The organism is Bacillus cereus (assembly GCF_007678085.1).
Classification (GTDB): domain Bacteria; phylum Bacillota; class Bacilli; order Bacillales; family Bacillaceae_G; genus Bacillus_A; species Bacillus_A cereus_BE.
Genome location: NZ_VEDW01000001.1, coordinates 163,224 through 184,574, shown reverse-complemented (window position 1 = coordinate 184,574; position 21,351 = coordinate 163,224). Strand labels below are relative to the sequence as shown.

Below are 21,351 nucleotides of genomic sequence, written 5' to 3'. Positions count from 1 at the left end.
ATTTTATTCCATTTTTACATTGTTGTCTTTAGAAAAATACAAAAATATAAAAAAGAATACAAAAAACTGTACACGCGTAGGAATCTATATAACATTTCAATATATTTACGACTAGTCGAATCTTATTTTTATATTATTTAGATTACTCCTATTTTTTACAGTCATAAAATGAAACCTCAACCAGCGGAACTCTTTATTTACACAGAGGAATGGATCCCCTTTTAAAAAGGGGGATCCGTTCTCGCACATTATTATTAATATTTACCGTAAAATGAATTTGCTTTCATTCGCCCATCATTTGTCATAATCATTTCTTCCAAAATCTTTTGCTTATCACGAATATGCTGTGCTGCCTTAATAATAAATGGACTTACTTCTGCCGCAACTCTCTCGCGTGTTTCTTCATCCAATGTCATCATCCAACGATTTAACATCGCACTCTTCTCAGCAAACTCTTCATCTGACACTTGCAATTCACCGATTTCATTAAAACAACCGACAAACGCTCGATAAATGTCATTGTTCATTTTCGAGTGCTCCGCGGTAACCATCGATTAAATCTTGTAATACTTGCACAATTGCATCAATGTCTTTTGCTTCACGCGTTACTTTCATTGTCTGAATTTGAATGCTAATCCAATCGTATAATCCATAAAGACTATCATATAAATCTTTTGTAATATCTGGATTTAATTGAAGCTTTAATTCTTCAAAAATACGTTCGAGCTTCTCAAGAAGATCGTCGCCTTCTTGTAGTTTAAAAGCATTTAAAAGTTCTTCTACTTTACGAAATTCAACAATACATCTCTCATAAATAAAAATTGTATTTTTAATCGGATTACTCGTCATAATATCATTTTGCATATAACGTTGCCATGCTTGCATACGATCACTTCCTCATTTTTCATTAATCATCATTTTTTGTTTTTGTCATTGCCTGAATTGTTTTCAATTGACTATCTAGCAATGCTAACTGGCTTTCTAGTTTTGCATATTTATCAATAATTGTTTTTTGTTTTTCCTTATTAACCGTATCTATATCTTGAATTTTTCTCTCTAAGTCTGTTACTTGCTTTTCAATACTTTTAGAACGTTTTCCAATAATCCCCTCATCACCAAATATTCCCTCAAATTTTTTCTCTGTATTATGCCCTAAACCATTGAGGCCAAAGAAAAATTGTTTCGTAGATTCCGGATTCTCTTTAAACGCCGCTTTTAATTTTTCTTCATCTAGGTTCATATTCCCAGATTTATCAATTTGAACCCCAAACGAAAATAAAAATTTATCATCTTGAGAAAAGCTAAAAATACTTGTCATTGCATTTTTGATTGCAAACGAAACATTATTACCTTGCATCACGCCATTTTCACCAGCAAATAAATCTAGACTTTTAACAGCCTTATTATACTCATCTTTCATTTTTTTAATTAAATCTATCGAATTTTTTATATCAGAATCTTCGATAGTTAATGTAATTGACTCTGTAGTCACCTTGTCTAAATTAATGGTTAATCCTGGAATCGCCTCTATTTTATTTGTCTTACTAGTCCCCTTGATTCCGTTTATTGTATATTCAGCGTTTGTCGCTGCTGTCACCTGATGCGCAATGGTATTCACTCCATCCTTACTTTCAGAAGTAACCAGCCCGATTTTTTGTAAAAATCCATTTGGACCATCAGATAATTTTAGCTTACCTTCTTCTCCGGCAGTAGTAGCTGAAAAAAACAGTTGATCTCCCAATGTATATACTGATGCACCATAATTTCCATTATTAATTTTATTGACAAAATCTTTATACGTCATGTCTTTCGTGATTGTAATTTCTTTTCCATTTATCTTAAATACATCGTCTACTCCAAGTTTTAAATCTAAACTAAATTTTTGTTGCATACCTTCAGGAGTTTTTGTTGGAGTAAGTGACGCTGTAGTTATTTGATGCCTTTCCGCTAATCGTTCTACTGTAATTGTATGAGTTCCAGGAATAGCAGTAGCATCCGCATGTGCTGTCATAAAACCATCTTTCGATAGCATTGTTTTCTTTTCGTCACCTTTAAATGTGTGCAAATCTTTAAATACTTGCATCAAGTTTCCAAATTCTTTTTTCATGCTTGCATACACATTTTTTTCATTTGTTAATGTTTGACGTTGTGTAGTATATGGTGATTTTTTCATCTCCAAAGCTTGTAGCTCTAAATCTACTAACTTAGATGTATCTATCATGTTATTTCCTAAATTCCATATTTGTTGTCTTCCGCCATAATCAGATATTGTTCCTGCCATAATGTCCCACTCCTTATCTTTTACATGTAGTCTAAAATACTCGTTTTACTCATCGTGCTAACTGCTTTAAGCGTCGCTTCATATGTTGCGTTTATGTATGCTAACTCTGAAATTGCTGCTGCTAAATCAACATCTTCAATCTCTTTACGATTTTCTTGAAGTGCTAGATTTTGTTCACTTAAAATCGTTTTAAACGTATCAACCGTATTCATCGTTGAACCAACTTCCGTCGTACGGTTAATAACACCATCTAAATTTTTCTTATTTTCTTCTAAAAATGGTTGTAATGCTTTTTGGTCACCACTTTCCAAAGCATCTTTCATCTGTACTAACGTTTGAATTACAGGTGTTAATAAATCATCACCTTTACGAAACGCTTTAATTTCATAGCCATCATTCAACTTCCACATTACATCTTTTTCTCCACCTTGGTATGTTCCATCTTTTGTAAATGGCGGTTTTTCAGCACTATCTCCACCAAAGAGGTAGCGCCCTTGTTCCTTCGTATTCGCTAAATAAACGACATGTTCTAAGATTTGATCAATTTCTGTTCCAATGGATTTTAATTCTTTTTCACTATTCGTTCCATTTAATGCTTGTATCGTTAATTGATCCACTCTCGTTAAAGACTTCACAATACCTTGCAATGTATTTTCTGTCTGACTTAACACATTTCTAGAATCCGCTATATCTTTTTGCATTTGTTCAATATTCGCCAATGAATGTTGAATCGCAAATGATTTACTTGCTGCAAGCGGATCTTCACTCATAAGAAGATTTTTCTTGCCTGAAGTTACTTGATTTCGATGATATTGCTGTTGCACATTCAAATCCATTAACTGATTCTTTGCCCAGTTTGCATTTTGAAACGTAGATACTCTCATCTCTATCTTCTCCTTTATCTATTTTAAATTGATTTGAAGAAGGAACAGGAACGATTTCCGGCTCTCTTCTTCCCTAACTTATCCTGCAACCGTTCCATATCTCTTGTCTCACACCAATAGGTCCACTATTAGGTACTAACCGCTTCTACCCTCTGCTGACCCTCTCTTCAAACATAAAAGAAAAAATTCCTTTATCTAATAATCGAAAACAGACTATCAAACACTTCATTCATAGTTGTAATAGCTTTAGAATTCGCTACGAAATATTTTTGGAAGGCCATTAAATTAACCATTTCCTCTTCCATATTCACGCCTTCGACACTCATCTTTTCTTGCTGAATACCTTCTAATAAGTCTCCATGAATTTTTTGATACGCATTTACTGAACTTTTATCAGAAGCTACCCCTACTAAAAGTTGATCTAAAGCCTTCTTATATGTAAGCCCAGGTTTAAAGTCTTCCTCAGTAATACCTGCAAGTCTGTTTGCAGTTTCAGCTGAAATTTTCATTTTCGAAATATCTTTTGTAAAATCAGGGTTTATTTCAAGCTTTTTCGCACCTTCTCCAACAAAGAAATCTTTATTCATAACTGTATTCACTTGTTTTTTTAATGAATTTACAAATTCATTTAGATTATCTTTATAACTAGTAATTTTTGCTTTCGTATCAATTGCCGATTGAATTGCTCCGCCATTTAATGGGATATCAGTTCCGTATATTTGTACCGACATAGGCTCCTTATCCTTCTGCAATTGAAGTGGATATGTATCTTGTCCATTTACTGTTAAAACGCCATTCATTCTAACGCTTGCGATATTAGGATTTGTAGATTCATATGATACTTCTATATCTGCATACTTAGCCATTTCTGTCATAATACGATCACGTTCATCTAATAGTTGATTCGGTACTTGTGTGCCAGCTTGTCCAATTTTTTTATTCGCTTCTGCTAAACTACCAGCAAGCCTATTAAACTCATCCACGTGAGCTTCTATATCTGCCGTGGTTTGCATTTCTATTTCTTCAAACTGTTTCGCAAGTCGATTTACTTGATTCGTAAACTTCCCTGTTTCAGCAATTAATGTATCGTAATAGTTCGATTGCTCTGGATTTTTTGCCACTTCACGAAAGGCATTAAAGAATCCATCCATTAAACTAGATAATGAGTTTTTGCTTGTCGTTCCTACCATAGACTCTACTCGTGACAAAGTAGAATTCATATATGCATAGTAAGAGAACTGTGACATTTGATCGTTAAACTGTTTCGTCTTAACTTCATCTGTAATACGATCAACACCTAACGTTTGTACACCATAACCAATTCTCTGCTCCGGCGTATGACCATTACTTGCTCCAGCAGAACCGAAATTCACTGCTTGACGCACATAGCCCGGTGTATGAATGTTAGACAAGTTTTGTTTCGTCGTTTGTAATCCCATTTGTGCTGCTAGCATGCCCGATAACGGGGTATTATAATCAGATAATCTCATAATGCTTCACTTCCCCTTTACAATAGTTCGTTCATAAAGATTTGCGAATTATTGTTTCGTTCTAAGTTATATTCAGAAACGGAATCCACAATACTTTCTGTAGTTTTTAATAGTACGTTTAAGTAATATTGATTTTTCAAAAGAAGCATTTTTACATTCTCTTCTAATTCAGTTAAGTTTTTTTGTAATTTTTCTATTTTTTCAATTTCTTCTTGAGAAAAATACGAAAATAACGCACTTACGCGAAATGATTCCACTCCCTGTTCTTTACAAAATTGAACAACCATTTCTTCAAATGAATTTGATAACGTTTTTAAACCATCAATGTATTGCAATTGCTCTACTTGCAGTTTTTGAACCACATTTACATTTTTATGTTTTACATTCTCATATATTTGTTCTCCAAGCGTTTGAATGTTTTCATATGCTTTTTGAATAATAACGAGCTTTTCATATAATTGTATATACATATAGCTTCCTTCCCTTTTACAAGACTAAATTTACAATTAAACCGTGGATTTCTCCAATTTGATTTAACATTTCTAAATGTCCCGTTTTTGTATTAATTAAATTCATTACATCTTCTAACTCATTTAATCCCATTTCCGCCTGCTTCACAATCGTCATTTTTTGTGAATATCCATAACGCGGATGACGAGACATGACATCTTTGTATTGCAATACATTATCAACGTAAAAATTCAAAAATGATTTTACTGTATTTTTGTATTCCATTACGTTATCAAGTGTTAATTCCATTTCAATTTTCTCTTTAATTTCTCCAATATTATCAACGAACGCTTCCATTTGTTCTAACAATTTATCTTTTTTCGGATCTGCATGCAAATTATCCGAAAATGCAAGTCCTGTCCTGACATTTGCTTCTTTCGGCATTTGAGTAGCAGGCGGTATATGCGATAAGATTGGATTATGCGAGATAGAACGTAGCATATATATCACCTATTTATTTTTTTATTTCTTCCTAAAGTTAATCGTAAAATCTAGTTATTTATAATTATACTCTGAACACTAATATTTTGCAGTTATTTTTTATAGAAGATATGTTACAATTTAGCATGAGGTGGCACAATTCTATGAATATTTTTCTTTGTGGTTCAAATCAATTAACAGCATTAGATCAAGAAGAAATTAAAAAATTTTTAACTGACTATGCTCACAAACATAAAATTTACATATTATGTTATAAATCTATTGAAAATGAGGTACTTCGTTTTTTCGTCGAAAACGAAAGACTCGCTCAAAATTTATGCCTTTACACGCTACAACCGTTACAAGCAGCAACAGATGAATTTCAAGAAATCGTTGATTATTTAAAAAAACACGGAGCCGATTATGTTGCTTTTGATCATCCTTCCGACTCTATTTACCGATCAGATTATATGTTTTTTGTTAAACAAATTATTGAAGATACCGATTTAGTTCTCTGTTTTTATAATGGAGACAAACATACATCTGTCATTCCCGTTGATATTGCAAAAGAAGCTGGGATTGATGCTGTTATTTATGATTTACCAGGTTTACATGAAAAGCAAATGAAAAAAAGCTTTGAACAAAAAATTCGTATGATGTAAAGGGGGCGGCACAATATCATTATTGTGCCCAGTGTAAATATGATAATTGAACAAGATTATGATCATTTTATCGCGAGTTTTAAACAACAATTCAATATGGATATCGCTTCGTATAAACAAGATAGAATGCGCCGTAGAATCGATGCTTTTATTTCAAGAAAAGGCTTTGAAAACTACACTACTTTCTTAAGTACTTTACGTGCTGATCAAAGCTTATTTTTAAGTTTTATTGACTATATTACAATAAACGTTTCAGAGTTTTTTAGAAATAAAGAACGTTGGCAAACGTTAGAATCGAAAGCACTGCCAAAATTACTCGAACAAAATAACGGAAAATTAAAAGTATGGAGTGCCGCTTGCGCTGCCGGTGAAGAGCCATATACACTCTCTTTAATTTTATCGAAACATCTATCTCCATTTCGCTATGAAATACTAGCAACGGATCTTGATTTTCATATTTTAGAGACTGCAAAACGTGGTCAATATACGGAACGTTCTTTAAAAGAATTACCTAGCGATTTGAAAGAGCGCCATTTCACAAAAGAGGATGATATATACTCATTGCATCAAAACATGAAGCAAAACGTCACTTTCAAACAACATGACCTGTTAATGCAGTCATTCGATACAAATTATGATTTGATTATTTGTCGTAACGTAATGATCTACTTCACAGAAGAAGCAAGAGTCAAACTTTACGAAAAGTTTAGTCGTTCTTTACGAAAAGGCGGTGTGCTATTTGTTGGTAGCACAGAACAAATTTTAACACCCGAACGATTCAATCTTCAGCGCTTTGACACATTCTTTTATATAACTCGAATTAAAATAATACAAACAACCCATATAAAGAGAAAAAGAAACGTTATTGACCATTTATGTTCTTGCATCGTTCGTTTCAACGCCTGCGATAATTGCGTCATATTCATTTCTGCAAGTGCTCTCCATACACTTGCATCCCGCTCTTTAGCCGTGCGATCTGTAACGCTAATTAAAATGGTTTCGTTAGACAATTTCGTTATATAAGCAGTAATAACTGTTACCATTAAATTTATATTTCCTTCTGAAGAATCACTTTCAACTCTAGAGATAAGTGCACTTACATCTAGTAATGGAATATGTACCTTTCTACCAAATGATAGTTGTACTTCAGCAAAATCATATGTCCCATCTAACAAAGGAAGCTCTTTTATATGCGCCTGCTTAACAAGTCCTTGCAAGCTTCTCATTACTTGTTCAAATATTTTTTCTGTTTGCTTTCCTTCTCCAGATAACGTATGTAACTTTTTAAAGAGTTGTAACACTGTATCCATCTCTTTAGAAAGCATTTCCTTCATAACCTTTCCATCACCTAAACTCGCAAGTAAAATTCCTATTTCATTATTTTTCGAAATAATCTTAGACTGTCCAGTAAACACTAGATTACTATGCTTTCGTTCTTTCTGGATTTCATGTTCTGAAATTGCTGCAGGCTTTTTTAATGGTTGTAGCGTCTTATTTTCAATTGTCGTACGTTTAATCTCCATCTAAGCGCCTCCACTACTATGAAATTATTAGCCCCATTCTTTATTACTCTTTAAAACTAAAAACAGTACGAATAACCCTGACATAATAGCAAACACATTAGAAGCTTGTACTCCTTGATCACTATTATCTTCTTTTTTCTTTTGCGGTTCTTCTATTTGTTCTTTCTTTTTCGAAACGACTCCATTGTCATTTCTACTTTTTTTCTCTTTTTGAGCCTTTCCATCACTTACTTCCTTATGAACTGCTAATGGCTCTTTTATAAAGTAAGTAATTTCTTCTTTCTCTTTCAGCGGCTCTTTTATAAAATTGTTTATTTTCTCTTCTTGCTTCGGAATTTGGACAACTGGCTGTTTTTCTTCCTGTAGCGGAACCTCTTCTTTTGAGTCTTCCTGCTTCTCAGGTTCTTTCTTCTCTTCTAATTTGTCTTCATTCTCTCGTTCTTCTACCTTTTTATTCTCTTCTGTTTTTTTCTCCAAAACAGAAACGATATACGCACTTGCCTCAACCAGTTTATTGCCGGCCGCATCTACTACTTCTACAAGTAGCTCGTATGTGCCAATTGGCAACGCATCCGTTATTTCAAATACTTTTTGCCATTCCATGTCGCGCTTATTGTAATCTAATAAAATTGTAATCTCTTTATTATCTTTCCCTTTTAATGTAACTCGAACTTCTTTCACAACCGATTCCACGTCTGCCGCCTTCACTCGTACACGTATAGAATCGCCTTGTTTTCGTTCAATTACGTTCTCCTTCGCTTCGTCAACAGTAACTTTATGCAACTTCGGCAACTCTTTATCTATTGTTGGCGTTTCATTATTTATACGAATAAAAGGCACTTTTACTTCATTTTCTATAAGCTCCTCTTGCTCATTTTCTTTATAACTTTGAATGAGCTGCAGGTTCCAATCACCTTGCAAATCAAAAGTCCCGACCTTATAGTTAGCAATCCATCGCTTCGTTTCTTCTTCATAGTCAAAAGATATCATTCTTTCTTGCTCATACGGATTGCTGTTTTTTGGCAACCGCAACATACCTTTTATACTTTGAATATTTTTCTCTTTTGGCTCTACAATAATCCGCACTTCTTCGCCAACCTGTAATTCTTGCTTATTTACTGTAATAACCTCTTGATCTGTCTCTATCTTTTTTTCGGTTTCTTGTTCATTTTTTGCTTCTTGTTGTCCCTCTTTATCTTGCTTCATTTCCACTTGTTCTGGCTGTTCTTGAACTTCCTTGTTTTCTTCTTGCACATTCACTTCATTTATTTTTTGCTCTGGCACATTTTGCTCTTCCGCCTGACTTTGCAGCGGGAAGAGCAAGCACACATGTATGCATAGCCAGCAAATTAGAAAAAACTTTACGTTTTTCATCCGCCTGTTCAAACTCCTATTTCAACGCCTTATAGTGATTTCGTCACTTTCACTCCGAAAAATCCATCTACATTTACAAGTTCACCATATGCCACCAATACATCATTTACATAAATTCGAATTGGTTCATCAATATCTTCATCTAAAACAACGGCTTCATTTTCTTGTAAACTTAATATATCTTGAATTGTTTTCACTGTACTTCCAAATACAAATTTCACGTTCATTTCTACATTTTGTAGAATGGATGTATCCATATACACTGGCTCAATTTGTTTCACTTCTTTAAATTCAATCGGTTGTACAACAGGTTCTACAACCTCTTCTTCTATTTCTTCCTCAGCAATCTCTTCTTCTGCTTCCACCATTGGATATAGCAGTCGTCTTACCATTTCTTTCGCTTCTGAAATTGGTAAGATTTGATACATTTTTGATTGAAGCAGGTCACCGATTTCAAGATTGAACGTAATTTGAACGAGCTCGTCCACTTCCATTGCTTCTCCCAAATATTCCATTTCTTCTTTTAACGTAACAAATTTTACGTCTGGCGGTGTCATGTCCATCTTCTCTTTAAACATTTCTGACATCGCTGTTGCAGCATGACCCATCATTTGGTTCATGATTTCTTTAATACCGCTCAGTTCTAATTCACTAAGCTCTTTCTCTGGGTCAATCTCCCCTGTTCCCATCATCATTAAATCTACCATTGTCAACGCAACATCTTTCGTAAACACGAATACGTTCTCATTCTTTAAACCTTCAACAAAATCGACATTTAAAATAACAAAAGGAACTGGTACTCCGTCATAATGACGCACATTAATCGCTTCTACATTTGGTGTACTAATCGTAACCGGTTGATTTAAAAGCGTTGATAATACAGTTGAGGCTGAACCGATAGAAATGTTTGCAATTTCCCCAAGCACATCTTTCTCTTCTTGCGTTAACTGCTCTTTTTCAACATGTTCTTCTACAATCTCAGCTTCCACTACTTCTGCCGGCTCGTCTTGCTCTTCCGCCTCACCAGACAATTGTAATAATTTATTTATCATCTGTTTCGTATGTTCAACTGAAACAATTTGTACGAGTTTAGAGTTTACAAGATTATCTATTTTAAGGTCAAACGACACTTTAACAATCGTATTATTTCCAGTTATTCCAGAGATTTTCTCCATCTCTTCTGATAGCTTTACAACTTTAATTGTCGGCGGAGACATGTCTACTGTATCTTGGAAGAATTCCGACATAGACGTCGCTGCGAATCCCATCATTTGGTTCATCGCTTCTTGTACAGCACTTAGCTCTAATTCGCCAAGCTCTTTCCCTTCTTCCACTTCACCTGTCCCCATCATCATTAAATCAGCAATCGATAAAGCAACATCTTGCTGAAGGACAAGTAAATTCTCCATATCTAACCCTTTTGTAAAATGAATGTTTAATACAACATGAGGAACCTCAACATCACTTGTATCATATAAGTCCACTAACTCTACATGAGGAGCAGTTATACTTACTTGCCTATTTAAAATTGTTGATAATACTGTCGAAGCTGAGCCAAATGATATATTTGCGATTTCGCCAAGAATATCACATTCTTGAGGCGTTAAAAGCTCCTTTTCTTTATCTAGCACAATTGTGCTCGTATCCCCTTTTGTGTGTTGCTCAGGCATTTTCCCTGCCTCCTCATTTTTGTTTTTCTATCAAATGAATACACTTTAACTCATTCTATTTTAACAAACTTCCTACACTAATCGTGAATATGTATTTATTTCCATTTATATATAATTTTTCTTATATTTGCATAGTTAACAAAAAGCTCCCCAATTGTTTACAAGTGGGGAGCTTTCCTTCATTCCTATTATAAACCTTCTGGGTTTAAAATGAGGACCACTCGTCCATCGCCGAGAATCGTCGCGCCAGAGAAATAGTTCGAACTATCTGCAAAGAAGTCGCCTAATGACTTTAACACTATTTCTCTTTGACCGATAATTGTGTTTACAATAAGTCCATAGCTACGATGTGTATTACGAACAATTAACACAGGAACCATTTGACTATCATATGACCCAAACGCCTCATCTACTGTTTTTTCACCAAATACAGTACTTAAATGCTTCACTTCAATAATTTGATCACGATAGTTTAACACATCTTTTCCTTGTACGGATTGGATGTCTTCTCTCTTAATTCGAATCGCTTCGACAATGTTACCAAGAGGTAGAGCATAGCGCGTGTCATTTGTTTGAACAAGCATTGATTGAATAATAGATAATGTTAACGGAAGCTCAATTCTAAATGTACTTCCTTTTCCTTCCTCTGAATCAATAATTAAATGCCCACCTAGACTATGAATTGTATGTTTTACAACATCTAATCCAACGCCACGTCCTGAAAGATCCGATACTACTTCAGCTGTACTAAATCCCGGTTGGAAAATGAGATCATATACTTCACGATCTGTTAATTTATTTGCCTCAGATTCTGTTACAACACCATTTTTAATCGCTTTTTCTAATACTTTTCCTTTATGAATACCATTTCCGTCATCCGTAATTTGAATAACGACATGATTTCCACTATGAAACGCTTCTAACTTAATCGTACCTGTCTCATTTTTTCCTGCATCACGACGTTGTTCAACAGTTTCAATCCCATGGTCAATCGCATTACGAATTAAATGAACGAGTGGATCACCGATTTCATCAATAACAATTTTATCTACTTCAGTGTCTTCACCTGTAATTTGTAAATCAATTTTTTTCCCTAAATCTTTCGCTAACATACGTACCATACGAGGGAAACGATTGAAAACAGTTTCTATCGGTACCATACGCATATTTAATAGTACATTTTGAATATCTTTTGAAATATCGCCTAATCGATTTAAATGCTCAATTAACTCCTTGTTTTGAATCGTTTGTGCCAATTCATCAATACGCCCACGTTCAATTACACTTTCTTCAAACATGTTCATTAATCGTTCAATTTTCTCTAATTGAACACGAATGGAACGATTCTCACCTTTAGCATTTTTCGTTTTGGCAGCGCTTTTCGTTGTCGTAGCACTCGCTGGTTGCTTCGCTGCCTCCATAGGCGCTTCGACTTGCGTAACTACATCCGGTTGTATTATTTCTTCTACTTGCACAGCTTCCTCTATAGCAAACTTCGAATCTACTTCCTGTAAAGATTCTCCTTGTTTCACTACTACTTTCTCAATTTCAGAAACGTGAAGCACTACCTGTTTTAATTCTTCTACACTACGATCCGTATTCATAAATACTGTGAACTCAAATCCGAAAGCATCCGCTTCGATTTCTTCAATACTCGGAACCGTTTTTTGTATATCACCTATATTTTGCAGTGCTTCAATACACATAATGGCACGTACTGCTTTTAAAATAGCTTGCTGTTCAACGGTTATATGCACTTCATGCGAAACTACATCATCTATGCTTATAGACTCTTGTTCTACATGTTCCGCAATAGTTTCTACATTTCCGTTCAATAAAGCTTCTAATTTATTTTTCGTTGAGACTACATCAATATTACCCATTCCGCCTTGTTGCACATCTGCAACCATTTTCTCTAAATTATCAATGCACTCAAAAATCACATCAATAATCTCTGCATTTACAACTATATTCCCATGACGAATTTCATCTAAAACATTTTCCATTTTATGCGTTAAATCCGCCATTTCCGTAAATTCCATACTCGCAGACATACCTTTGAATGTATGGGCTGAGCGGAATATCTCTCCTACTACACCCATATCAGCAGGATTCTGTTCTAAAATTAGCACATTTTCATTTAGCGACTGCAAATGTTCTTCCGATTCCTCAAAAAATATATTTAACAGATCTGTTTGCATTTTCATCCCCTACCTGTCTAACAAACATTTCATTCATGTATAACAATTTAGTGTTTTAAAACGAGAAAAAAGGGGGCCACACATCTTTCCGTTATCACTGTTTTGATTCCTTGTGGCGCCCCTTTTATATTAGCTGTTTGCTACTTTTGTTAAAGCTTCGATTACACGATCTGCTTGGAATGGCTTGACAATAAAGTCTTTTGCTCCGCCCTTAATCGCGTCTAATACCATACCTTGTTGTCCCATTGCTGAACAAATAACAACCTTTGCACTTGAATCAATTTTCATAATTTCTTTTAACGCTTCAAGTCCGTCCATTTCCGGCATAGTAATATCTAATGTTACAATATCAGGTTGAAGTTCTTTATATTTTTGAATCGCTTCCACCCCATTCTCTGCTTCTCCGATAACCTCAAATTCAGAATTACTTTTTAATAGGTTTTTAATCATCGTTCGCATAAACATTGCGTCGTCTACAACTAAAATTTTATGTGCCATTCTATTTAGTTCTCTCCTTCTATGTATAAATATATCTTAATATTTCACCTTATCATTCTCACTCATTATACAAAATAAAACGATAAAATTTAATATTTTTTTAAAAGAATTTCTGTATTTTTATTATTTTATTACTAAAATAAAAATATACTATTCTTTAATATAAATGACAACGCGACGGTTTTTCTCCCAATTTTGCGGTGAATCATTTGGTACAACTGGCTTTGTGTCTGCATATCCTACCGCAGCTAGCCTTTTATCCTCCACATTATACACTTCAATTAAATGGTGGATCATATTCGCTGCCCTTGCTGAAGATAATTCCCAATTGGAAGGGAACTTTTCGTTATGGATCGGTCTACTATCCGTATGTCCTTCCACAACAATCGGGTTTGGTACAGATTGAAAAAATCCGACTAATTGACTAATGATCTCTTTTGCTTCAGGTTTAACGTTCGCATCACCCGTATCAAATATTAAATTATCTACTATAACGACGCTTACCCCTGTATCCTCTCGATATACATTCACTTGACTAATACCGTTATTGTCTACATATGCTTTTAACTTTTTGTACAAGTCATCCATTCGCTTTTTTGAAATCATTTTTTCATCATTTTTTTCATGTGAAATATCTGGTATTGTATTTTCCATTACTTTCCCATCAACTTGCTCCGCGTCACTAAACTTTTCAAGCATCTTTGATAATTTTACTGTATCTTGCTTTGATGTAGCAACTAGTAATACAAAGAAAGTTAATAATAACATCGTTAAATCTGTAAAAGTCGTCATCCAACGAGGCGATCCCTTTTGCGGTCGTTTTATCATCACCATACCACTCCTTGCAATATTAGGCTGCTCGTTTTACTTTTTTTATTTTTGTTTCGTATACGTATGTATCCAGTTTCAACTTTAATTTAGAAGGAATTTGTCCACGATACAATTCTGAAATGGCTTCAATAACAAACTTCTTCTCTGTATATAGATCCTCAATACCACGATACACTTTTTCAGCAAGAGGGATCGCAATCATATTTGCAAGTACTGATCCATACAATGTCGTTAACATCGCAACTGCCATCCCTGTACCAATTTGCGACGTGTCTTGCAAGTTTTGAAGCATAATAATAAGACCGATTAAAGTCCCTATCATGCCCCAAGCTGGAGCGAAATCACCAATTTTATCTAATAGTGTCGCTCCCTTTCTTAACTCATACACTTCCGTTTCAACATCTTTCATTAATACTTCTTTTAATTCCTCTTCATCATAACCACTTAACATAAGTTGAATTCCTTTTTGAATAAAAGGATTGTCAACTTGCTCTCCATCAACTTCTAAAGAAAGCAACCCGTGTTTTTTAGATTTTTTTGAAAAATCAACAAACAAATCAGTTAACTGTTCTAAATCTTCTTCTCTTCTATGTAAAACAGTAAAAATACTTTTCGTATATTTTTTTATTTCTCCAAATCGATATGCCACAACAATTGTCGCTGTAGTTCCCCCTATGACAATTAAAATAGATGAAACATCTAAAAAGTTTTTAAAAGCTTTTATTCCGCCGCCGCCAAGCATAATTGCCGCTATTACTATGGCAAAACCTACTATAATGCCAACTGGGCTAGAAATGTCAAACTTCCTTTTCCTTCTTTGTGGTCTAGCAAATCCTTGATTTTCGTCTCCCATATTCCTGCCCTTTCTTTTTCATTTTTATAAAACATTTTTTTATTTTAATAATACGTTTTCACATATAATGTTTATTATACTCTCGTCATCTATTTATCGCAATATACTCATAAAATTGACACATTTCATTTCCATATTAGAATTATAGTATGGAAATATGAGGAGGATCACGATGGAACATAACATTTTACAAGTCATTGCACTAGCAGAAAAACTAAAATATGAAATGCGACATAGCTGGCTTTCTAACGGACGTCAAGAAAGCGTTGCTGAACACACGTGGCGCATGTCTCTAATGGCCATTTTAGTTGAGCCTTATTTAGATCAAAAAGTAAGCATTGAAAAATTACTTAAAATGGTTATTATTCACGACCTAGTCGAAGCTGAAGCTGGTGATATTCCTGCTTTTGATACAATGAATAGTCATGAATTACAATTACAAAAACAAAAAAATGAGCAAGAAGCCATTTTAAATATTAAACGAACATTAAAAGGTTCTCTCGGTCAGGAATTATATGATTTATGGATGGAGTTTGAAGCGAAAGAAACGTACGAAGCAAAAGTAGCTAACGCACTTGATAAGCTTGAGGTGAAAATTCAGCATAACGAAGCTGATATTGATACGTGGCTACCAATTGAGCATAAAATGACATTCCAAGTAGCAAAGCATACTAACTTTGATTCTTTCCTATCTAAATTACAAAAAATCATCGAGCAAGATGGAGAAAAGAAATTACTAGCTGCCGGCATTGACGTCGAAGCTTGCAAATAATAATGAAATAAGACACTCATATTGAGTGTCTTATTTCATTATTGTTGATATAGCCTGCTTATATATAAGTTGTTGTTTTCCATCAACTAACATTAAAACGGTAAATTTGTCTATCGCAACAACTTCTCCTACTATTCTAACGCCACTCTTTAAAAAAATTGTAACAATGCCTTTTTCTTCTTTTATTTGTTTATATAGCTCTTCTTGTAAATGTTCCAAATACTGTTCTCTCCCTTTTTTACAAAATATCTTAATATAAAAAACTACAAATTACTTATTTATGTACTTTATCTTTTACATTCATAAACTTATTAATAAGTATATCTAAATCTCGGCTAAATAACAAAACTTTATCATGATCCAATCCGTGTCTAGCAACAAGTTGAATTAGCTCTTTCTTTTTGTTTTCTATTTTATTGTGTAATTTTCCCATCTCCATCTCTTTACTAAAACTCCCTTTTCCCATAATATTACTTGTAAAATTATAGTACAAATTCTCTCATAAAAAAATATAAAAATGGTTTTTTTTACAATTTTTATATTTTTTTATGCACAAATTGTAAAATATGTAACGATTCATTCACATATCCCTAGCACAATATACAATCAAAATGACCATACAGGCGTTTGTCTAATTACTCAAGAGACTGGCTCCTTTTCCATACAAAAAACATACTGTATACAGTAGTCCATGAATTATATAGATTTAACTTACTCAAAAGGAGGAAAACATATGAGCTATGGTGGAAGTTGTGCTGGTTTCGGCGGTGGATTTGCTTTGCTTATCGTACTATTCATCCTTCTAATCATCATCGGATGTAGCTGTTGGGGTGGCGGCGGATACGGATACTAATATATCCTATCCTTAACAAATGAACGAAAAACTATACGAAAACAGCTCATATTTGAGCTGTTTTTTCATACTTTCGTATGAAGTGATATCCCTCTTTTTTATGATTTCAACTAATAAAAAAAACGTTTACCATGAAATTAGAAATATTTTAATAAGGAGGATTACAATGATTAAAGGTCTTTACGAAGTACATTTACCTGTCCGTAACTTAGAGATATCAATATCTTTTTATGAATCACTTGGACTGAAATTATATAAAAGAGGAGCTGATATTGCTTTCTTTTGGATTAAAGAAAATGAAAGTTGGCTCGGCCTTTGGGAAGGCACAGAATACAAAGTTAATTATCACCCCTCTTTACGACACATCGCCTTTCAAGTAAGCTTACATGATTTAGAAAATGCGATACACTGGCTAAACCAAAAAGGCATTTCAGCACGAAAAGATTTTGGAATGGAACCAATTGAACCGATTGTTTTTCCAGAATTAGCACATGCCGCCGTATACTTTAACGATCCTGACGGAAATAGTTTAGAATTGATTGCACAATTACCTGTTGGACTTCCTACAGAGGAGAAAGTGTACTTAAGCGAATGGAAAAAACAAGTTCAAGCATCATTATTACATAAGGATTAATCTTTTATGTCAGTTTCTTATTCTGCGCTTCTTAAAACAAATAATGACTTCAAAAAACTATTTTACGGGCAAACATTAAGTGTACTTGGAGATTGGTTTCATACTGTAGCTCTATTAACGTTCGTCTATAGCATAACGGAATCTCCATTTATGATCGCACTCACCTTTATAAGTAAAGGTTTACCTCAGCTTCTGCTTAGTCCTTTCGTAGGCGGAGTTGTAGATCGTTTTTCTAAAAAGAAGATTCTGATTTTTACAGATATTTTACGAGGTATAATCGTCCTCACTTACTTATTTGCACTATATAAAATTGAGATTATTTTCATTTCTAATATATGTTTATCCGCACTTTCTTGTTTATTTGAGCCGGCTAAACAAGCAACCTTAAAAAATGTCGTACACCAACATCATTTCGTAACTGCTAACTCTCTTTCTAGTACAATGAATGGTTTTATGTCTATTATGGGGGCTTCTTTAGGCGGGATTCTTGCACAATCTTTACATATTGAGTTCGCTTTTTTAGTAAATAGCATGTCATACTTTATTTCAGCCTATTTTATTTATAATATGAGTGTCTCTTCTCATGATACTTGTAACAAGAAAAAAGCATTTTTTACTGATATAAAAGATGGTTATACATACATATTACAAACAAAAATCATTTTTACATTAATTCTAGTCGGCATTTCATGGGGTATGATTGGAGGTGCTTATCAGCTACTTTTAACGATCTATGCAGAAAAAATTCTCCACACGAATATTGGAATTTTATATACGGTTCAAGGGGCTGGGCTTATGATTGGGAGCCTCCTCGTTACTCTTTATATGTCTTATAATAAAGAAAAAATGAAACAAGCATTTGGCTGGGCCTATTTGCTACAAGGAATTTTCTTTCTCGGATTCATTTTATCCGATCAACTTATTATCGGTATCATTACATTATTCTGTATGTGCATAGCAGGAGGAGTCATCGTTCCACTTGATACGACATTACTTCAAATTTACACGAAGGACAATATGATGGGTAAAGTTTTTTCATTCCATTATTCCATTTACGGATCTCTTATTCAGTTATCCATGTTTTTTACAGGGGCGCTTTTAGAAATTCTTTCTCCGCAAGTTATTGGTACCTTGCTAGCTATATGCTGTATTTTTGTTAGTTTTATATGGCTGTTCTTGTATTATCGCGGGAAACTTAATGAAGAATCTACTATTACTTAATAGCATGTTTATGTACATGCTATTTTTATTTATGTCGAAATATAAAGAAAAAAGGCGATTTATTTCCCTTACGTTCTAATTTTTTAGAATGTACAATAATTTTAGATTATAAGAAAGGAGATGTCATAATGTTTGACGATAGACTTACTATTTCAGCTGAGCAACAGAAGCTCATTTCCAACGCAACTCGCATTCAAATTCTTCACCTTTTAAAAGACGAAGCACTCACTGCAAAGCAAGTAGCTACTAAACTAAATAAATCTGCTGGTAGCGTACATTATCACGTTCAAATTTTATATGATGGAGGGTTACTTGAATTAGTAGACACGAAAGAAAAACGAGGAATTATTGAAAAATATTATAAGGCAAAATCTGCTCATTTCTATATTGAAGAAAGCGGCACAGAAGGAACGAATACAGGTAGTCATATTGTATCTCATTTATTTTTAACTCCAGAGGAATTACAACAGCTTACTTGGGAAGTTTCACAAGTTTTATTACGCTGGGAAAACAAAACCGCTCGTCAATCAAACTCCGAAGAGGAATACGCTATTTCCTGCAGGATTAAAAAACAATGAAAGAAAGGTCCAGCTGCTCATGAAAAATAAATTATTATTATTGTCGGGAACAGGAATTTCTCGTTTAGGTGATTTTATGTATCTCATCGCCCTAAACGTAATGGTGTTAAATAGCACAAACTCCCCTGCTGCTGTAGCAGGATTATGGATTGTAGGTCCAATTGCGACCGTTGTTACAAAAATATGGTCTGGTAGCATAGTAGATCGATTAAACAAACGGTCCATTATGCTCAGCACAGATATAATTCGGGCAGCTCTTATTGGCTGTATTCCACTATTTGATTCTATTTGGGCCATTTATATTTTTATCTTTTTAACTCGCATCGCTACATCATTTTTCGATCCAGCATCATTTTCTTATAAAACAATTCTCATACGAGCTGAAGAACGCGCTCAATTCAACGCTTGGAATAACTTTTGTACAAGTGGGGCTTTTATTATCGGTCCAGCCCTTGCTGGAATACTTCTCACCACGTACTCAGCATCCTTTGTAATTTACTGCAACTCACTTTCCTTTCTACTTTCTACTATTCTCATTTATTTCTTACCAAACATTACACTACAAACAAAGCAAAACGAAGAAGTGGCAAATACTTTCGTACAAACATTACGAATTGATTGGAAACAAGTTTTTTCATTCGCTCGAACTGAAACTTACATCATTCTCATATTCGTTTTATTTCAAGCTACTATGCTTGTTTCTATGGCACTCGATTCACAAGAAGTTGTATTCACAAAACAAGTACTGTTTTTATCCGACATGGAATATAGCATGCTTGTTAGTATAACTGGTGCTGCATATATTTTTGGTTCATTTCTTGTTTCTCTCTTTGCTAAACGATTACCGATTCAACATTGTATCGGATTCGGTACGATATTCACAGCAGTAGGTTATGTAATATTCGCCTTTTCAAATTCATTTATAGTCGCAGCAGGCGGTTTCATTTTACTTGGCATTTCTTCATCATTGGCTGGTACTGGCTTTATCACATTTTATCAAAATAACATCCCGGTTCATATGATAGGACGTATTGATAGCGTATTTGATTCTATAAAAAATTTCATCCAAATCTTTTTCATTTTAGCAATTGGAGCATCCGCACAATTTCTTTCCGTTCAAATTACTGTAATCAGTAGCTCGTTACTCATTCTTTTCCTTTCCTGTTTATTAGCACTCCGGGTAATGCCCCCTTCACGTGAAAAATATTTTAAGACTACAGGATCGTCATTGGAATATTAAATGCAACATAAAAAGCGGCTATTTAGCCGCTTTTTTCCCGTATTAAAGAACAGTAAGCCTCCCCACTGATTAAAGTTTCACTTTATGTTAAAATATGTATTGGATTTAATTACGTAGGAGGGCTATTTTGGATATTATATTCATTTTCATATGTATTATATTAGTAGCTTCTATTTTACAAACGAGTACCGGTTTTGGCTTTTCTATTATGGCAACACCTTTCTTACTCATGTTATTTCTACCACAAGAAGCTATACAAATAAATATCATTTTATCATTAATTATTTCCATATCACTCATCTGGAAAATAAGAATGGACATTGATTTTATTCTACTGAAAAGATTAATTTTCGGAAGTATAGTTGGTGTTCCTTTTGGTATTATCATTTTCACTTCTATTAACATCAACACATTTAAATTAGCAATTAGCATCCTACTCTTACTATTAACGTTGATGCTAATATGCAACTTTAAGATTCAATCAACAAAATCTAGGGATTTCATAGTCGGCGGATTATCCGGTCTTTTAACGACAAGTATCGGTATGCCAGGACCTCCCCTGTTACTTTATTTTACAGGAACTGATACAAAAAAAGAGAAATTAAGAGCAACTACTTTAGCTTTTTATCTATTTATATATTTCATTAGTCTACTAACTCAAATACTCTTTACTGGCACAAACAAAACAATTTGGGAATCAAGTTTTTATGCTATTCCAATCGTATTTCTAGGTTTGTATATAGGTCAAATTATTTTCAAATGGCTTAATCAACGGATCTTCAAAATATTTACGTATATCCTTTTAAGTTGTACGGGTATGTATCTTCTTATTGAAAGTTTGCATTTGTTATAAGTA

General features: G+C 34.0%; 24 protein-coding genes and 1 pseudogene. 9 read left to right on the top strand and 16 right to left on the bottom strand.

Annotated elements, in window-relative coordinates; translation table 11 throughout:
• Window positions 1–254 precede the first annotated feature (254 nt).
• The 7 genes from FS742_RS00945 to FS742_RS00915 form a co-directional block, all read right to left on the bottom strand.
• Window positions 255–527 (bottom strand): flagellar biosynthesis protein FlgG, encoded by a 273-nt coding sequence (locus FS742_RS00945; protein ID WP_144610753.1) that lies wholly within the window; start codon window positions 525–527, stop codon window positions 255–257.
• Window positions 517–885: a flagellar export chaperone FliS gene (locus FS742_RS00940; RefSeq protein ID WP_144610751.1), complete on the bottom strand. Its 369-nt coding sequence runs from the start codon at window positions 883–885 to the stop codon at window positions 517–519. Before FS742_RS00940 ends, FS742_RS00945 begins: the two co-directional genes overlap by 11 nt.
• Before the next feature lie 22 nt (window positions 886–907).
• Entirely contained in the window at window positions 908–2,281 is a 1,374-nt protein-coding gene (locus FS742_RS00935) for a flagellar hook-associated protein 2 (protein ID WP_144610749.1), read from the bottom strand.
• Between the two features lie 20 nt (window positions 2,282–2,301).
• Window positions 2,302–3,165 carry a flagellar hook-associated protein 3 gene (locus FS742_RS00930; RefSeq protein WP_144610747.1) on the bottom strand — a complete coding sequence of 288 codons (864 nt, stop codon included), beginning with the start codon at window positions 3,163–3,165 and terminating at the stop codon, window positions 2,302–2,304.
• A 191-nt stretch (window positions 3,166–3,356) separates the two neighbouring features.
• Window positions 3,357–4,655 carry a flagellar hook-associated protein FlgK gene (flgK, locus tag FS742_RS00925; RefSeq protein WP_144610745.1) on the bottom strand — a complete coding sequence of 433 codons (1,299 nt, stop codon included), beginning with the start codon at window positions 4,653–4,655 and terminating at the stop codon, window positions 3,357–3,359.
• A gap of 17 nt (window positions 4,656–4,672) precedes the next feature.
• Window positions 4,673–5,125 (bottom strand): hypothetical protein, encoded by a 453-nt coding sequence (locus FS742_RS00920; protein WP_144610743.1) that lies wholly within the window; start codon window positions 5,123–5,125, stop codon window positions 4,673–4,675.
• Window positions 5,126–5,141: 16 nt separating this feature from the next.
• Window positions 5,142–5,606 carry a YaaR family protein gene (locus tag FS742_RS00915; RefSeq protein WP_000946323.1) on the bottom strand — a complete coding sequence of 155 codons (465 nt, stop codon included), beginning with the start codon at window positions 5,604–5,606 and terminating at the stop codon, window positions 5,142–5,144.
• A gap of 143 nt (window positions 5,607–5,749) precedes the next feature.
• Here FS742_RS00915 and FS742_RS00910 point away from each other — a divergent pair, with 143 nt between their 5' ends.
• The gene (locus FS742_RS00910) at window positions 5,750–6,247 is read left to right on the top strand and encodes a flagellar motor switch protein FliG (RefSeq protein WP_144610741.1); all 498 of its coding nucleotides are present in this window, start codon (window positions 5,750–5,752) and stop codon (window positions 6,245–6,247) included.
• 39 nt (window positions 6,248–6,286) lie between these two features.
• Window positions 6,287–7,057, top strand: a pseudogene (locus tag FS742_RS00905) (CheR family methyltransferase); the annotation flags it as partial.
• Here the strand turns inward: FS742_RS00905 and FS742_RS00900 are convergent.
• The 7 genes from FS742_RS00900 to FS742_RS00870 form a co-directional block, all read right to left on the bottom strand.
• Complete coding sequence (locus FS742_RS00900) at window positions 7,054–7,770, bottom strand: hypothetical protein (RefSeq protein WP_144610739.1); 717 nt, start codon at window positions 7,768–7,770, stop codon at window positions 7,054–7,056. The pseudogene FS742_RS00905 and the gene FS742_RS00900 overlap by 4 nt on opposite strands.
• 27 nt (window positions 7,771–7,797) lie before the next feature.
• Window positions 7,798–9,144, bottom strand: a complete 1,347-nt coding sequence (locus FS742_RS00895; protein WP_144610738.1) for a transglycosylase — start codon at window positions 9,142–9,144, stop codon at window positions 7,798–7,800.
• 29 nt (window positions 9,145–9,173) lie between these two features.
• Window positions 9,174–10,814 carry a flagellar motor switch protein gene (locus FS742_RS00890; protein WP_144610736.1) on the bottom strand — a complete coding sequence of 547 codons (1,641 nt, stop codon included), beginning with the start codon at window positions 10,812–10,814 and terminating at the stop codon, window positions 9,174–9,176.
• A gap of 188 nt (window positions 10,815–11,002) precedes the next feature.
• Complete coding sequence (locus tag FS742_RS00885) at window positions 11,003–13,015, bottom strand: chemotaxis protein CheA (RefSeq protein WP_144610734.1); 2,013 nt, start codon at window positions 13,013–13,015, stop codon at window positions 11,003–11,005.
• Window positions 13,016–13,144: 129 nt separating this feature from the next.
• Window positions 13,145–13,513, bottom strand: a complete 369-nt coding sequence (locus FS742_RS00880; protein WP_000940577.1) for a response regulator — start codon at window positions 13,511–13,513, stop codon at window positions 13,145–13,147.
• Between the two features lie 150 nt (window positions 13,514–13,663).
• Window positions 13,664–14,341: an OmpA family protein gene (locus tag FS742_RS00875; protein ID WP_144610732.1), complete on the bottom strand. Its 678-nt coding sequence runs from the start codon at window positions 14,339–14,341 to the stop codon at window positions 13,664–13,666.
• 22 nt (window positions 14,342–14,363) lie between these two features.
• Complete coding sequence (locus FS742_RS00870; protein ID WP_144610730.1) at window positions 14,364–15,197, bottom strand: flagellar motor protein MotP; 834 nt, start codon at window positions 15,195–15,197, stop codon at window positions 14,364–14,366.
• Between the two features lie 172 nt (window positions 15,198–15,369).
• Here FS742_RS00870 and FS742_RS00865 point away from each other — a divergent pair, with 172 nt between their 5' ends.
• Window positions 15,370–15,969 carry an HD domain-containing protein gene (locus FS742_RS00865; RefSeq protein WP_144610728.1) on the top strand — a complete coding sequence of 200 codons (600 nt, stop codon included), beginning with the start codon at window positions 15,370–15,372 and terminating at the stop codon, window positions 15,967–15,969.
• Between the two features lie 30 nt (window positions 15,970–15,999).
• Here the strand turns inward: FS742_RS00865 and hfq are convergent, their stop codons facing one another.
• Window positions 16,000–16,188, bottom strand: coding sequence for an RNA chaperone Hfq (hfq, locus tag FS742_RS00860; protein WP_000400660.1), 189 nt, complete (start codon window positions 16,186–16,188; stop codon window positions 16,000–16,002).
• Window positions 16,189–16,243: 55 nt separating this feature from the next.
• A complete protein-coding gene (locus FS742_RS00855) occupies window positions 16,244–16,462 on the bottom strand; it encodes an aspartyl-phosphate phosphatase Spo0E family protein (protein WP_002096752.1) in 219 nt (72 codons plus the stop codon).
• A 240-nt stretch (window positions 16,463–16,702) separates the two neighbouring features.
• Here FS742_RS00855 and FS742_RS00850 point away from each other — a divergent pair, with 240 nt between their 5' ends.
• The 6 genes from FS742_RS00850 to FS742_RS00825 all read left to right on the top strand — a co-directional run bounded on the left by FS742_RS00850 (window position 16,703) and on the right by FS742_RS00825 (window position 21,348).
• Window positions 16,703–16,822: a YjcZ family sporulation protein gene (locus FS742_RS00850; protein WP_000120179.1), complete on the top strand. Its 120-nt coding sequence runs from the start codon at window positions 16,703–16,705 to the stop codon at window positions 16,820–16,822.
• A gap of 166 nt (window positions 16,823–16,988) precedes the next feature.
• Complete coding sequence (locus tag FS742_RS00845; protein WP_144610726.1) at window positions 16,989–17,456, top strand: VOC family protein; 468 nt, start codon at window positions 16,989–16,991, stop codon at window positions 17,454–17,456.
• Window positions 17,457–17,462: 6 nt separating this feature from the next.
• On the top strand, window positions 17,463–18,677 hold the full coding sequence (locus FS742_RS00840) for an MFS transporter (protein ID WP_144610724.1): 1,215 nt from the start codon (window positions 17,463–17,465) through the stop codon (window positions 18,675–18,677).
• Between the two features lie 128 nt (window positions 18,678–18,805).
• Entirely contained in the window at window positions 18,806–19,255 is a 450-nt protein-coding gene (locus FS742_RS00835; RefSeq protein ID WP_063263704.1) for an ArsR/SmtB family transcription factor, read from the top strand.
• 19 nt (window positions 19,256–19,274) lie between these two features.
• The gene (locus FS742_RS00830) at window positions 19,275–20,495 is read left to right on the top strand and encodes an MFS transporter (protein ID WP_144610722.1); all 1,221 of its coding nucleotides are present in this window, start codon (window positions 19,275–19,277) and stop codon (window positions 20,493–20,495) included.
• A 127-nt stretch (window positions 20,496–20,622) separates the two neighbouring features.
• Window positions 20,623–21,348, top strand: a complete 726-nt coding sequence (locus FS742_RS00825) for a sulfite exporter TauE/SafE family protein (protein WP_144610720.1) — start codon at window positions 20,623–20,625, stop codon at window positions 21,346–21,348.
• The last annotated feature ends 3 nt before the right edge of the window (window positions 21,349–21,351 follow it).

What these genes read in the sequence shown, in the direction of transcription:
- FS742_RS00935 (WP_144610749.1), bottom strand. Translation starts at nt 2,281, where the DNA reads ATGGCAGGAACAATATCTGATTATGGCGGAAGACAACAAATATGGAAT.
- flgK (WP_144610745.1), bottom strand. Translation starts at nt 4,655, where the DNA reads ATGAGATTATCTGATTATAATACCCCGTTATCGGGCATGCTAGCAGCA.
- FS742_RS00840 (WP_144610724.1), top strand. Translation starts at nt 17,463, where the DNA reads ATGTCAGTTTCTTATTCTGCGCTTCTTAAAACAAATAATGACTTCAAA.
- FS742_RS00865 (WP_144610728.1), top strand. Translation starts at nt 15,370, where the DNA reads ATGGAACATAACATTTTACAAGTCATTGCACTAGCAGAAAAACTAAAA.
- FS742_RS00890 (WP_144610736.1), bottom strand. Translation starts at nt 10,814, where the DNA reads ATGCCTGAGCAACACACAAAAGGGGATACGAGCACAATTGTGCTAGAT.
- FS742_RS00830 (WP_144610722.1), top strand. Translation starts at nt 19,275, where the DNA reads ATGAAAAATAAATTATTATTATTGTCGGGAACAGGAATTTCTCGTTTA.
- FS742_RS00930 (WP_144610747.1), bottom strand. Translation starts at nt 3,165, where the DNA reads ATGAGAGTATCTACGTTTCAAAATGCAAACTGGGCAAAGAATCAGTTA.
- FS742_RS00920 (WP_144610743.1), bottom strand. Translation starts at nt 5,125, where the DNA reads ATGTATATACAATTATATGAAAAGCTCGTTATTATTCAAAAAGCATAT.
- FS742_RS00945 (WP_144610753.1), bottom strand. Translation starts at nt 527, where the DNA reads ATGAACAATGACATTTATCGAGCGTTTGTCGGTTGTTTTAATGAAATC.
- FS742_RS00915 (WP_000946323.1), bottom strand. Translation starts at nt 5,606, where the DNA reads ATGCTACGTTCTATCTCGCATAATCCAATCTTATCGCATATACCGCCT.
- FS742_RS00895 (WP_144610738.1), bottom strand. Translation starts at nt 9,144, where the DNA reads ATGAAAAACGTAAAGTTTTTTCTAATTTGCTGGCTATGCATACATGTG.
- FS742_RS00875 (WP_144610732.1), bottom strand. Translation starts at nt 14,341, where the DNA reads ATGATAAAACGACCGCAAAAGGGATCGCCTCGTTGGATGACGACTTTT.
- FS742_RS00940 (WP_144610751.1), bottom strand. Translation starts at nt 885, where the DNA reads ATGCAAGCATGGCAACGTTATATGCAAAATGATATTATGACGAGTAAT.
- FS742_RS00850 (WP_000120179.1), top strand. Translation starts at nt 16,703, where the DNA reads ATGAGCTATGGTGGAAGTTGTGCTGGTTTCGGCGGTGGATTTGCTTTG.
- FS742_RS00845 (WP_144610726.1), top strand. Translation starts at nt 16,989, where the DNA reads ATGATTAAAGGTCTTTACGAAGTACATTTACCTGTCCGTAACTTAGAG.
- FS742_RS00870 (WP_144610730.1), bottom strand. Translation starts at nt 15,197, where the DNA reads ATGGGAGACGAAAATCAAGGATTTGCTAGACCACAAAGAAGGAAAAGG.
- FS742_RS00885 (WP_144610734.1), bottom strand. Translation starts at nt 13,015, where the DNA reads ATGCAAACAGATCTGTTAAATATATTTTTTGAGGAATCGGAAGAACAT.
- FS742_RS00900 (WP_144610739.1), bottom strand. Translation starts at nt 7,770, where the DNA reads ATGGAGATTAAACGTACGACAATTGAAAATAAGACGCTACAACCATTA.
- FS742_RS00910 (WP_144610741.1), top strand. Translation starts at nt 5,750, where the DNA reads ATGAATATTTTTCTTTGTGGTTCAAATCAATTAACAGCATTAGATCAA.
- FS742_RS00835 (WP_063263704.1), top strand. Translation starts at nt 18,806, where the DNA reads ATGTTTGACGATAGACTTACTATTTCAGCTGAGCAACAGAAGCTCATT.
- FS742_RS00880 (WP_000940577.1), bottom strand. Translation starts at nt 13,513, where the DNA reads ATGGCACATAAAATTTTAGTTGTAGACGACGCAATGTTTATGCGAACG.